The following is a 12,246-nucleotide window of genomic DNA, read 5'->3' as shown; positions in this document are numbered from 1 at the left end:
TCGCCCATGGCGCAACTGGACCAGACCAGCGACTGGGGGCGGCGCCTGGCGCCGAGCCTCGAGGAACTCGAATCGCTGGCGCTGGAAGCCTATGCCGCTCTTCCAGGCGAGTTCCGCGCGCTGTCGGGCGAAATCCGCTTCCATGTCGCCGACTTTCCCGACGAGGACGTCGTCGAGGAGATGGGGCTCGAAACCCCGTTCGATATTCTCGGCCTTTTCGAGGGCCGGGCGGTGGGCGCGCTTGGGACGGCGCAGACCGGCGAGATGCCCAATCGGATCCTGCTTTATCGCCGGCCCATCCTGGACTATTGGGCCGAACACGAGGAAAGCCTCGGCACCCTGGTCGCCCATGTCCTGATCCACGAGATCGGCCACCATTTCGGCTTGTCGGACGAGGACATGGAAGCGCTGGAGGCGGCCACCGACTGAAAGGCGAGAAGAGATGCAGGTTTCGACGCTGGCGATCTATCCGGTGAAGGGCGGGCGCGGCCGCTTTCCCGAAACCTCCCATGTCGAGCCGATGGGCCTTTCCGGCGACCGGCGCTGGATGGTGGTCGACGAGACCGGCCGCTTCCTGTCGCAGCGCGAATATCCCCCGCTCGCCCTTCTCGACGCCGAGCCGGACGAGGACGGGCTCCACCTGTCGTTTCCCGGCGAATCCGGTGGCGAGCGCTTCGTGCCGTTTCCCGATGGCGAGGATCGCCTCGCCGTTTCGATCTGGCGGGACGCGGTGGAGGCGGCCGGCGTCGCCCTGGCCGACGACGCCGCCCTGTCGCGCTGGCTCGGCCGCCCGGCCCGCCTGGTTTATTTCGACGACGCGGCGCGGCGCACCGTCTCGCGCGACTGGACGGACGGCGGCGATCCGGTGGGCTTTGCCGACGGCTTTCCGATCCTCGTCGCCACGACGGGCGCCTTGCGCGATCTCAACCGCCGCATCGTCACGGCCGGGGGCGAGGCAGTACCGATGAGCCGGTTCCGGCCCAACATCGTGGTGGACACGCCCGAACCCTTTCCCGAGGACGGCTGGGGACGAATCGCGATCGGCGATGTCGTCCTCGATCTCATCAAACCCTGCGCGCGCTGCGCGGTGACGACGGTGGATCAGGACGAGGGCCGGCGCGCGGGCAAGGAGCCGCTCGCGACGCTGGCGAAGTTCCGCCGCTCCGCCGAGGCGCGCGCGCCCGGCGCCCTGTTCGGCTGGAACGCGGTGCCGCGCGGGGTGGGCACGATCCGCGTCGGCGATCCGGTGCGGGTCTTGGAGGCGCGCGAGGGCGGCTGGCCGCTCCTCCCTTAAGGAACCACCTCCGGCGCATGGAGCGTCAGCCCCCACAGGAGCGTCGGGGGCAAGGGAGACCAGGCGCCGGTCGGAACGCCCGCCGCCCGAAGCGCCGCCGCCGTCCAGGTGTTGCACCCGGCCAGGAGGTTGAAGCGCCCCCGCGCCTCGTAGAACCGGTCGAACCGGCCGTAGCCGGCCCCCGGCAGGACGGCCGGCGCCCCGTCCGGCCCCGGCTCGAAGCTCGCGGCCACGAAATCCAGGAGCGCCGCGAAGGCGGCGTCGCCGAGCTCCAGCCGCCTCGTGCCGGCGGCCTCCGCCGCCATCGCGCCGCCGAGCGACAGGTGCAGCACCGAGCGATCCAGTGTGGCCGAGCGCCACACGGCATCCAGCGTCAGATCGGCCCAGGTCGGCGTCTGCGTATAGAACGCCCGGCCGCCCCAGCCGACCGCGATCGTGGCGAGGTCGGGATGGCCGATATCGAGGCCGTCGCGCTCCAGAAAGGAAAGCCGGGAGAGAACCCCGGGCGTCGCCGGCAGCACGATGTCGGTGTGGATCGGGTTGGCGACGATCCAGACGGTGTTGCGCCCGGTCTCGCCTCCCGCCGCGGGAAACGTGTTCGCGGGCGCGCGCGGCACCAGGATGCCGAGCACGATAAGCCCCACGAGAACGGCGGCGAGCGCCGCCAGCCCCGCCAGCAAACGGCTCGCGAAGGCTCCGGCCCTTCCCGCCATACGCGCCGGCTTTCCCTATTGCTCGCCGAGCTTCATCGCGGGGTCGTAATCCACCCCGTCCACGACCTTGGTCACGGGCTGGGCGCATTTCATCACGCCCTCGGCCGCGTCGAACGCATAGGCCGGGCTTCCCGCGAGTTCCCAGCCCTTGGACAGGGCCAGGCTCACCTTGTGGCAGAAGGCGGCGTCGTCGACGCCGGTGAGAAGGCGGTAGAGTTTCATGGAACCTGTCCTTTCGAGGCGACGAGGGCGGCGCGGTTGAGGAGCGCTTGCGCCTGTATGAGATGAAGGCGTTCGACCATGCGGCCGTGGAGGCGGATCACGCCGCGCCCGGCATGAGCGGGATCGGCGAAGGCGGCGACGATCGCCTCCGCTTCCTCGATCTCTTCCCCCGTCGGGCCGAAGGCGGCTTCGCACGGGGCGATCTGCGCGGGGTGGATCAGCGTCTTGCCGGCAAAGCCGAAGCGGCGCGCTTGCGCGCACTCGGCGGCAAAGCCCGCCTCGTCGGTGAGATCGTTGAAGACGCCGTCGAGCACGGGACGCCCGTGCGCATGGCCGGCCACGAGAACCGGCCCGAGCCAGGGCATGAGTTCCGGGCGGCCGGGCGAAAGCTGGAGCCCGGCCGCTAGAACCAGGTCGTTCGGACCGATCACTAGGGCGCCGAGGGGGCGGGACAGACGGGCGCCGGCGATCGCGCTCGCCTGGAGGACGCCGGCCGGCGTTTCCACCATGGCCCAAAGCGCGAGGCCGGACGGCGCGTCGCAGTGCGCCAGCGCCTCGTCCACCTCGCAAAGCGCCGCCTTGCTCTCCACCTTGGGCAGGAGCACGGCGTCGGCGCGCGCCGCGCAGGCCATGAGGAGGTCTTCCGTGCCTGCGCTCGTGCCGAGCGGATTGACGCGCACCACGCGCAGCGGCCCGCCCGCAGGCTGCATGCCGAGATGGGCGCGCAGCCGCTCGCGCGCCTCGTCCTTCTCGCCGGGGGCCGCCGAGTCCTCCAGATCGAAGATCAGGGCGTCCGGCCGGAGCGCGGCGGACTTTTCGAGCGCGCGCGCGTTGGCGGCCGGCACGAACAGAGCGGAGCGCAGAAGGGGCTGGGGCTTGCCTGTCATCGCCTCTTCCCTGCCCCATCGCCCGCCCCCATTCAAGCTTGGCGGTCGATGCGGGCTTTTGCACACGGGCCGGAGGGTGTAACCAACGCGCGTTCGGCATGTCCCACGCGAAGGAAAGGACGATCCCATGCAGAAGTTCGACCACCTGACGGGCGTCGCCGCACCGCTTCCCATCCTCAATGTCGACACCGACATGATCATTCCGAAGGACTACCTGAAGACGATCAAGCGCACCGGGCTCGGCGTCGGTCTCTTCGCCAACATCCGCTATCGCGAGGACGGATCGGAGGACGAGACCTTCGTTCTCAACAAGCCGGCCTACCGGCAGGCCGAGATCCTGGTGGCGGGCGACAATTTCGGCTGCGGATCGAGCCGCGAGCACGCCCCTTGGGCACTTCTCGACTTCGGCATCCGCTGCGTGATCTCCACGTCCTTCGCCGACATCTTCTACAACAACTGCTTCAAGAACGGCATCCTGCCGATCCGCGTCAGTCAGGCCCAGCTTGACGCCCTGATGGGGGACGCCGCCAAGGGCGCCAACGCGCGTCTGACGGTGGATCTCGAAGCCCAGGAAATCCGCCGCCCGGACGGCGGCACCGTGCGCTTCGACATCGACCCGTTCCGCAAGCACTGCCTCCTGAACGGGCTCGACGACATCGGCCTGACGCTGGAGCAGGAAGGCGGGATCACCTCGTTCGAGACGAAGCTCGCGAGCGAGCGGCCCTGGGCTTAAGGCGCGCGATGGCGATCACGGTTCGTTAGGCACGATCCGCGATCGCCGCCCGGTCTTCGCCCGCAGGATGGGTTCGGGCGGGCGATCACGCCCCACGGTTACATCTTATCCACAGGCGCTCCTTCCCCAACGATTGGTTGGCGCACGATCTTCATGACTCCCCGTGCAGGATGGCGATCTCAGCCTCCCGCCGGGTTTCGTTCGATGCGCCTCATCACCTGTATCGGCCAGCAGCACGATCTCTTCCTTTTGGTCCTGGCCGCCGGCTTCTGCCTCGTCGGATCCTCGGTCACGATCCGCCTCGTGCGCACGATGATGATGTCGGACGGGCGGCGGCGCATCGGCTGGGGCTTCCTGGCCGCCGTGACGGCGGGCTGCGTCACCTGGTGCACGCACTTCATCGGAATCCTCGCCTATGACCCGGGCGCGGCGGTCTCGATCGATCCGACGCTGACCATGGTCTCGCTCCTGGTGGCCGTCGGCGGCGCCCTGCCGGGGCTGCTCCTGGCCGGTTGCGGATCCGTCCTCAAGGCCGCGATCGGCGGTTCCGTGGTGGGCGCCTCGATCGCGGCCATGCATTATCTCGGCATGCTGGCCTACCGCGTGGAGGGTATCCTCCACTGGCAATGGGGCACGGTGATCCTGTCGGTGACCGCCTCCTTGGGCCTTGCCGGGCTGTCCCTGGCGCTCCTGGCCAAGGGGCGGACGCGCCCGGCGGTCGCGCTTCTCTTCCTGGCGATCCTGTCGCTCCATCTTCTGGGAATGTCGGCGCTCGCGATCGAGCCCTTGAGCCTTCAAGGCAGCGGCCTCGACGACACCGTGATGCGCGCGCTCGCCATGGCGGTCGCCGGCGTCGGGCTCATGGTCGCCGGGGCGGGCGCCGTGACCTACCTTCTGGACGAGGAAGCGCGCAACCGAAGCGTCGAGCACCTGCGCGTTCTGGCGCTCAGCGACGCCTTGACCGGACTACCCAACCGCGTGGCCCTGTCCGATCACCTGTCGGCCCTTCTGGAAAGCGCGCGCGAAGCGAACGCCCGCTTCGCCGTGGTCGGCATCGATCTCGACCGCTTCAAGGAGATCAACGACCTGCGCGGCCATGCCGCCGGCGACAAGGCTTTGCGCCAGGTGGCACAGAACCTCACCGCGATCCTCAAGCCCGGCGAATACGTGGCGCGCGTGGGCGGCGACGAGTTCGCCGCCGTCACGGCGCAGGCCGACGAGGCGGCGGTGCTCGACTTCGTGTCCCGGCTGGAAACCGCGCTCCATCAGCCCCTGGAACTCGACGGCCTGTCGATCCCGAGCGGAGGGAGTCTCGGCATCGCGCTGTTTCCCGAGAACGGCGACAGCGTCGAGCGCCTCCTGGCCAACGCGGATCTGGCGATGTACCGCGCCAAGGCGGATCTGGAGCACCGCGTCCGCTTCTACGAAAACCGGATGGACGAGGCGGCGCGCGAGCGGCGCGAACTCGGAGCCGAACTGCGCCTTGCCCTGTCTCGCGGCGAACTCGCGCTCCACTACCAGGTCCAGCAGAGCGTCCAGAGCGGCGCCGTGTCGGGCTACGAGGTGCTCCTGCGCTGGTTCCACCCCAAGCGCGGCACGATCCCGCCCGCCGTCTTCATTCCGCTGGCCGAGCAAAGCGGCCATATCCTGGAAATCGGCGAATGGGTCCTGCGCGAAGCCTGCCGCGAGGCGTCCCGGTGGCACCACCCGCACAAGATCGCCGTCAACATCTCGCCCGTCCAGTTCGTGCGCGCCGATCTGGCCGCCGCCGTCGCGGCCATCCTGCGCGAAACCGGCCTTCCGCCGGAGCGGCTGGAGCTGGAGGTCACCGAATCCACCCTCCTGATCGACCGCGCCCGCACGCTCGGCACGATGCGCGCGATCAAGGCGCTCGGCGTGTCGCTGGCGCTCGACGACTTCGGCATCGGCTATTCCTCGTTCGAGACCTTGCGCAACTTCCCCTTCGACAAGATCAAGCTGGACCGATCCTTCATGACCGAGTTCGGCCAGTCGGTGGAGGCCAAGGCGATCGTGCGCGCCATCCTGACGCTCGGGCGCACGCTCCGGATCTCCGTCCTGGCGGAGGGTGTGGAAACCGACACGCAACTCGGCATCCTGCGCGAGGAAGGCTGCGACGAGGCGCAGGGCTATCTTCTCGGCCGCCCCGGCGCGCTCGTGGACACGCCCCTGGCGCTCACCGCCTGAGCGAAAGAGGCCAAGCGAGGCGTTCCGATCGCCTCACCGATGCGTTAGAGGACGGGCGACTTGGAGTTTCCCGCGACTTGACGCTGAAGGACCGCCCATGACCACGCACAAGCTCCTGCTTCTGGCCGGCGACGGCATCGGCCCCGAGACGATGGCGGAGGTCGAGAAGATTCTCGCCGTCCTGAACCGGGGCGAGGCACGCTTCGAAACCGAGCGGGGCCTCGTCGGCGGAGCGGCGATCGACGCGCACGGCGTGCCGATCTCGGAAGGCGACATGGCGCTGGCGCTTGGCGCCGACGCGGTCCTGTTCGGCGCGGTCGGCGGCCCGAAATGGGACGGCGTCGCTTACGAGATCCGGCCCGAAGCCGGCCTCCTGCGCCTTCGCAAGGACATGGAACTCTTCGCCAACCTCCGGCCCGCGATCTGCTATCCCGCGCTCGCCGAAGCCTCTTCGCTGAAGCGCGAGCTGGTGGACGGGCTCGACATCCTGATCCTGCGCGAACTGACGGGCGGCGTCTACTTCGGGAGCCCCAAGGAGATCGTGGACCTCGGGCAGGGCCAGAAGCGCGGGATCGACACGCAGGTCTACGAGACCTACGAGATCGAGCGCATCGCACGTGCCGCCTTCGAGGCTGCCCGCACCCGCCATGGAAAAGTGACCTCCATGGAAAAGCGCAACGTCATGAAGACGGGCGTCCTGTGGAACGAGGTTGTCACCCGCATCGGGCGCGACGAATATCCCGACGTGCGCCTCGAGCACATGCTGGCGGATGCCGGCGGCATGCAGCTCGTGCGCGCGCCTAAGCAATTCGACGTGATCGTCACCGACAATCTCTTCGGCGACATGCTGTCCGACATCGCGGCCATGCTGACGGGCTCGCTCGGCATGCTGCCCTCCGCCTCGCTCGGCGCTCCGGATGCCGCGAACGGGGCCAAGCGCCGCGCGCTCTACGAGCCGGTGCACGGCTCGGCCCCGGACATCGCCGGCCAGGGCATCGCCAACCCGATCGCGATGATCGCCTCGGCCGCGATGATGCTGCGCTATTCGTTCGGCCTGACGCGCGAAGCCGACGCCCTGGAGGCTTCGATCGCGAGCGTCCTCGAAAGCGGCACGCGCACCGGCGACATCATGGCCCCCGGCTGCCGGCAGGTCGGCACGGGTGAGATGGGCGATGCGATCGCCCAAGCGTTTTCCGAGCGCCTCGCCGCCTGATCAACGCGCTGCATTGAAACGAAACCGCCGCCCCGAGGGATCGGGGCGGCGGTTTTTTCGTGGGATAGGGACGACAGTCCGCCGTCAGTCGGCGAGATCGACGCCCTTCTTCTCACGGACGAAGATGACGCCGATCGCCACCGTCAGGAGCGCGAAGATCACGGGATACCAGAGGCCGGCGAAGATATCGCCGGTGGAGGCGACGATCGCGAACGAGGTCGCCGGCAGGAGGCCGCCGAACCAGCCGTTGCCGATGTGGTAGGGCAAGGACATCGCGGTGTAGCGGATGCGGGTCGGGAAGAACTCCACCAGCGCGGCGGCGATCGGCCCGTAGACGATGGTGACATACACGACCATGACCCAGAGGATCGCGATCACCTTCAACGCCTGGAAACTGCCCAGCGCGGAGAAGAAGCCGTCGATCTTCACCTTGGCCGGGTCGTCGGCCGCCGGATAGCCGGCCGCCACCATGGCGGGGCCGAGCGCGGCGGTGAAGGCGGGGGCGTCGGTGAAGACGATCGGCGCCCCGCCGTTGACCACGAGCTGCGTCGGGCTTCCCGCCGGCGCGTTGACCTGCGTGTAGCGGAAGGCCTGCTGCGACAGGGTCCGGCGCACCACGTCGCAAGGGCTGGTGAAGGTGCGGATGCCCACCGGGTCGAACAGCGAGCCGCAGGTGGCGGGATCGGCCACGACCTCGGCGCGCACGGTCTCGATCGCGCTCGCATAGGTCGGATTGGCGGCCGAGGTCAGCCCGCTGAACAGCGGGAAGTAGGTGGCCGCCGCGATGAGGCAGCCTGCCAGGATTACCGGCTTGCGCCCGATCCGGTCCGACAGGGCGCCGAACACGAGAAAGAAGGGCGTGGCGAGCAGGAGCGCCCAGGCGATCAGCACGTTGGCGGTCAGAAGATCGATCTTCAGGACCGTCTGCAGGAAGAACAGGGCGTAGAACTGCCCGGTGTACCAGACCACCGCCTGGCCGATCACGAGGCCGAACAGCGCGATCAGCACGATCTTCCCGTTGCGCCAGTTGCCGAAGGCTTCGGAAAGCGGCGCCTTGGACTGGGTGCCCTCTTCCTTCATCTTCTGGAAGATCGGCGATTCGTGCATCTGGAGCCGGATGTAGATCGACACCAGAAGCAGGATGATCGACAGAAGGAAGGGGATGCGCCAGCCGCCCTGGAGCCCGAGGAACAGCGGCTGCGAGGTCGCGAACGCCTCTTCGCCCATGTTGATGCGCAGCGTCACGATCACGAAGAGCGACAGGAGCAGGCCCATCGTCGCCGTGGTCTGGATCCAGGCGGTGTAGAAGCCGCGCCGGTTGCGCGGCGAATGCTCCGCGACATAGACGACCGCGCCGCCGTATTCGCCGCCGAGCGCCAGCCCCTGCGCCATGCGAAGCGCCACGAGAATGATCGGTGCGGCGACGCCGATCTGGTCGTAGCCCGGCAGGAGGCCGACCGCGAAGGTCGACAGGCCCATGATCAGGATGGTCAGAAGGAACGTGTACTTGCGCCCGACGAGATCGCCGAGCCGGCCGAACACGAGCGCGCCGAACGGGCGCACCAGGAAGCCGGCGGCAAAGGTCAGGAGCGCGAAGATCGCCTGGGTGGCCGGCGGAAACTGCGAGAAGAACTGCTTGCCGATGATCGCGGCGAGCGTCCCGTAGAGATAGAAGTCGTACCACTCGAAAACCGTGCCGAGCGACGAGGCGATGATCACCTTGCGCTCGCGCTTCGTCATGGGTTGTCGTTCGGACGCCGTGGCGGCGCTCGTTGGATAGCTTGTCACGCGTTTTCCTCCCAGAGCCGCGGATGACGGCGGCAGCGCTTCCCCAGCGCTCGGATGAAAAGGCTAACCACTTTTTCGAAAATTGGAAGTTGTTCTTCCCAATCCCGCCACAATCCTGCCGCGAGCCGGCCTCGGGAACCCTTGGCCGAGAGACGCATTCCCCTCCCTGATCGAGTTCGCACCGTCATCGTTTCGAGGAGAGCATCATGATTCGCGGTATCATCAAGGCCCTGGTCGTGGGTTGGGTCACCAAGAAGATCGCTGAGCGCGCGGCGCGCCGCTCGGCCACCCCGCAGCCGGCCGGCGGCGCCTATCCCGACCGCCGCGCCTGAACGCGCCGGCCTCGCCGGCCAGGCGAGGCACCATGGAATCCAGGGCCCGAGGCGGCGATCGCCTCGGGCCCTTTTGCGTATTGGAGCTTGCCTGCGACCGATTGACTTCGCGCCGCGCCCGGCGCATGAGCTTGTTCCATGTTCGCGCTCGGCCTCACCAAAACCACCATCATTATCTGACCCCTCGTCCCGCCGCCCCCGGGACGGGGCGAAAAGAGCGTGACAATCGGTTCTCGGGGCGCGGAAACTGACGGGGGTAGAAGATGGGCTACAAGGTGGCTGTGGTCGGCGCGACGGGCAATGTCGGCCGCGAGATGCTGGGGATCCTCGACGAGCGCGGCTTTCCCGCCGACGAGGTGGTGGCGCTGGCCTCGCGCCGGAGCCAAGGCACCGAGGTGTCGTTCGGCGACAGGACGCTCAAGGTCAAGGCTCTGGAAAGCTATGATTGGGCCGGCACCGACATCTGCCTGATGTCGGCGGGTGGCTCGGTCGCCAAGGAATGGGCGCCGCGCATCGCCAAGGACGGCTGCGTCGTGATCGACAATTCCTCGGCCTTCCGCTACGACGCGGACGTTCCCTTGATCGTGCCGGAAGTCAACGCCGACGCGGTCGCCGGCTTCACCAAGCGCCGCATCATCGCCAATCCGAACTGCTCCACCGCGCAGCTCGTGGTGGCGCTCAAGCCCCTGCACGACAAGGCCAAGATTCGTCGCGTCGTCGTGTCGACCTACCAATCGGTCTCGGGCGCGGGCAAGGACGGGATGGACGAGCTTTTCACCCAGTCGCGCGCCGTGTTCGTGTCCGACCCCGTGGAAGCCAAGAAGTTCACCAAGCGCATCGCCTTCAACGTCATCCCCCATATCGACGTCTTCATGGAGGACGGCTCCACCAAGGAAGAGTGGAAGGTGATGGCCGAGACCAAGAAGATGCTCGACCCGAAGATCAAGGTCACCTGCACGGCCGTGCGCGTGCCGGTCTTCATCGGCCATTCGGAAGCGGTCAACATCGAGTTCGAAAACCCGATCACCGCCGACGAGGCCCGCGAGATTCTTCGCGAAGCCCCGGGTTGCCTGGTGATCGACAGCCGCGAGGACGGCGGCTACGTCACCCCGATCGACACGGCGGGCGAGGACGCGACCTATATCAGCCGCATCCGCGAGGACCAGACGCTGGAAAACGGCCTCAACCTCTGGGTCGTGGCCGACAACCTGCGCAAGGGCGCCGCGCTCAACGCCGTGCAGATCGCCGAGCTCCTCGTCAACCGCAAGCTGATCGGCCAGCGCAAGGCGGCCTGAGGCCTTCATCACCGTGTTCGAAAGGGCTGGTCCAACTGGGCCGGCCCTTTTTCATATTGGGGCGCGGAATTCGGTCCGAACAGAAAGGAACCATTTCACGGGCGCGTGAATTGATCGCGCGCTGACCCGACCGGGCTGAGCTTGGAGTTTTCGGAGACGGCCCATGACTGTCGCTTCGGCGCCCACCTTATCGGCGTCTTCTCCACCCGCCTCGCCGTCCCGCTCGCTCAAGGCGCTCGGCGCGGTGAACTTCTTCCTGGCGGATGTACGCGACGGCCTCGGGCCGTTCCTGGGCATCTTCCTGATCGGCCAGGGCTGGGGAACCGATACGATCGGCTACGTGATGACGATCGGCGGCATCGCAGGGATGCTGGCGACGACGCCGCTCGGCGCACTCGCCGACGCCTCGCGCGCCAAGCGCTTCATCGTCGCCTTCTGCGCCGCGCTGGTGATCCTCGCCTCGCTGGCCATCCTGTTCGTGCCGAGCGTTCCGTTCGTCGCCGCTTCGCAGATCGCGACCGGCATCGCCGGCGCGGCCATCGGTCCGGCGCTCGCCAGCCTGACGCTCGGGCTGGTGGGCCAGAAGGGCCTCCCCCACCAGCTTGGGCGCAACGAGGCCTGGAACCACGGCGGCAACGTCGTGGCGGCCGCCGGCTCCGGCTTCTTCGGCTACGAGTTCGGCCTGCCGGCCGTGTTCATCCTGATGACCGTGATGGCGATCGGCTCCATCGCCGCGGTGCTCCTGATCCGCCCAGGCGACATCGACCACGACGCAGCGCGCGGCCTGGAGAAGCGCGATGCGGGCAAGGGCGAGGCCCCATCCGGCTTCGCCGTCCTTTACCGCTCCACCCCGCTCCTGCTTCTGGCGGCCACGCTCATGCTGTTCCACTTCGGCAACGGCGCGATGCTGCCGCTGCTCGGCCAGCAGGTGGCGCAGAACGCGGTGGAGGACGCGACGAACCCGACCCAGCCCGCCGCGTCGGGCGATGCCTCCAGCCCGATCGGCCCGTCCACCGCGACGCCGGGACAGCCGGCTACCCATCCCGCCCGTCAGCAGACGACCCTCCAGGCGCTTCTCGCCGATCCCGTGTCCTACACCGCCGCCACCGTGATCATCGCCCAACTGACGATGATTCCCGTCGCGCTTCTGGCCGCAGCCTTCGCCGGCCGGCGTGGCTATGTCCTGCTTCTCGTCGCGGCCCTCCTCGCCCTGCCGATCCGCGCCCTGATCGCCGGGCTCTGGCCGAGCCCCTATGCGCTCGTTCCCGTGCAGATGCTGGACGGGGTCGGCGCCGGGCTCCTCGGCGTCGCCGTGCCCGGTCTCGTCGCGCGCATCCTCAAGGGCACGGGCCGGATCAATGCCGGGCTCGGCGCGGTGATGACGGTCCAGGGCGTCGGCGCTTCGCTCAGCCCCGCCATCGCCGGCACGATCGTCTCGGCCTACGGGTTCTCGGTTGCCTATCTCTCGCTCGGCGCGTTTGCCGTGTGCGGCCTCGTGCTCTGGATCGTTTCCCTGCCCCGCATTAACAAGGTCGCCGAGCAGGGCTGAACGGGGCGTCGCCCG

12 protein-coding genes are annotated in these 12,246 nt (G+C 68.3%); 8 read left to right on the top strand and 4 right to left on the bottom strand.

Features of this window, described 5'->3' with window-relative positions; translation table 11 throughout:
* Positions 1-6: 6 nt before the first annotated feature.
* The gene (locus H7A85_RS01295) at positions 7-429 is read left to right on the top strand and encodes a metallopeptidase family protein (RefSeq protein WP_182084076.1); all 423 of its coding nucleotides are present in this window, start codon (positions 7-9) and stop codon (positions 427-429) included.
* A 13-nt stretch (positions 430-442) separates the two neighbouring features.
* Complete coding sequence (locus H7A85_RS01290; protein ID WP_182084075.1) at positions 443-1,294, top strand: MOSC N-terminal beta barrel domain-containing protein; 852 nt, start codon at positions 443-445, stop codon at positions 1,292-1,294.
* Here the strand turns inward: H7A85_RS01290 and H7A85_RS01285 are convergent.
* The 3 genes from H7A85_RS01285 to H7A85_RS01275 are packed head-to-tail and all read right to left on the bottom strand — an operon-like array spanning position 1,291 to position 3,116.
* A complete protein-coding gene (locus tag H7A85_RS01285; protein ID WP_182084074.1) occupies positions 1,291-2,007 on the bottom strand; it encodes a TIGR02117 family protein in 717 nt (238 codons plus the stop codon). The genes H7A85_RS01290 and H7A85_RS01285 overlap by 4 nt on opposite strands.
* A gap of 15 nt (positions 2,008-2,022) precedes the next feature.
* Complete coding sequence (locus H7A85_RS01280) at positions 2,023-2,229, bottom strand: DUF1737 domain-containing protein (protein ID WP_182084073.1); 207 nt, start codon at positions 2,227-2,229, stop codon at positions 2,023-2,025.
* On the bottom strand, positions 2,226-3,116 hold the full coding sequence (locus H7A85_RS01275; protein WP_182084072.1) for a CoA ester lyase: 891 nt from the start codon (positions 3,114-3,116) through the stop codon (positions 2,226-2,228). Before H7A85_RS01275 ends, H7A85_RS01280 begins: the two co-directional genes overlap by 4 nt.
* A 127-nt stretch (positions 3,117-3,243) precedes the next feature.
* Here H7A85_RS01275 and leuD point away from each other — a divergent pair, with 127 nt between their 5' ends.
* From leuD to leuB, 3 genes are all read left to right on the top strand, one after another.
* Entirely contained in the window at positions 3,244-3,849 is a 606-nt protein-coding gene (gene leuD, locus H7A85_RS01270) for a 3-isopropylmalate dehydratase small subunit (protein ID WP_182084071.1), read from the top strand.
* 204 nt (positions 3,850-4,053) lie between these two features.
* On the top strand, positions 4,054-6,054 hold the full coding sequence (locus H7A85_RS01265) for an EAL domain-containing protein (RefSeq protein WP_182084070.1): 2,001 nt from the start codon (positions 4,054-4,056) through the stop codon (positions 6,052-6,054).
* Between the two features lie 97 nt (positions 6,055-6,151).
* The gene (gene leuB / locus H7A85_RS01260) at positions 6,152-7,267 is read left to right on the top strand and encodes a 3-isopropylmalate dehydrogenase (RefSeq protein ID WP_182084069.1); all 1,116 of its coding nucleotides are present in this window, start codon (positions 6,152-6,154) and stop codon (positions 7,265-7,267) included.
* 84 nt (positions 7,268-7,351) lie between these two features.
* Here the strand turns inward: leuB and H7A85_RS01255 are convergent, their stop codons facing one another.
* Positions 7,352-9,007, bottom strand: a complete 1,656-nt coding sequence (locus tag H7A85_RS01255; protein WP_182084068.1) for an MFS transporter — start codon at positions 9,005-9,007, stop codon at positions 7,352-7,354.
* A 254-nt stretch (positions 9,008-9,261) separates the two neighbouring features.
* Between H7A85_RS01255 and H7A85_RS20975 the strand changes: the two genes are divergently transcribed.
* From H7A85_RS20975 to H7A85_RS01245, 3 genes are all read left to right on the top strand, one after another.
* The gene (locus H7A85_RS20975; RefSeq protein ID WP_280514897.1) at positions 9,262-9,387 is read left to right on the top strand and encodes a hypothetical protein; all 126 of its coding nucleotides are present in this window, start codon (positions 9,262-9,264) and stop codon (positions 9,385-9,387) included.
* Positions 9,388-9,650: 263 nt separating this feature from the next.
* Positions 9,651-10,682 carry an aspartate-semialdehyde dehydrogenase gene (locus tag H7A85_RS01250; RefSeq protein ID WP_182084067.1) on the top strand — a complete coding sequence of 344 codons (1,032 nt, stop codon included), beginning with the start codon at positions 9,651-9,653 and terminating at the stop codon, positions 10,680-10,682.
* A gap of 163 nt (positions 10,683-10,845) precedes the next feature.
* A complete protein-coding gene (locus H7A85_RS01245; RefSeq protein ID WP_182084066.1) occupies positions 10,846-12,231 on the top strand; it encodes an MFS transporter in 1,386 nt (461 codons plus the stop codon).
* Positions 12,232-12,246 lie beyond the last annotated feature (15 nt).

This window comes from Aureimonas sp. ME7 (assembly GCF_903970965.1).
Classification (GTDB): domain Bacteria; phylum Pseudomonadota; class Alphaproteobacteria; order Rhizobiales; family Rhizobiaceae; genus Aureimonas.
Note: the sequence above shows the minus strand (reverse complement) of the source record. Positions and strands in the feature narration are given on the sequence as shown.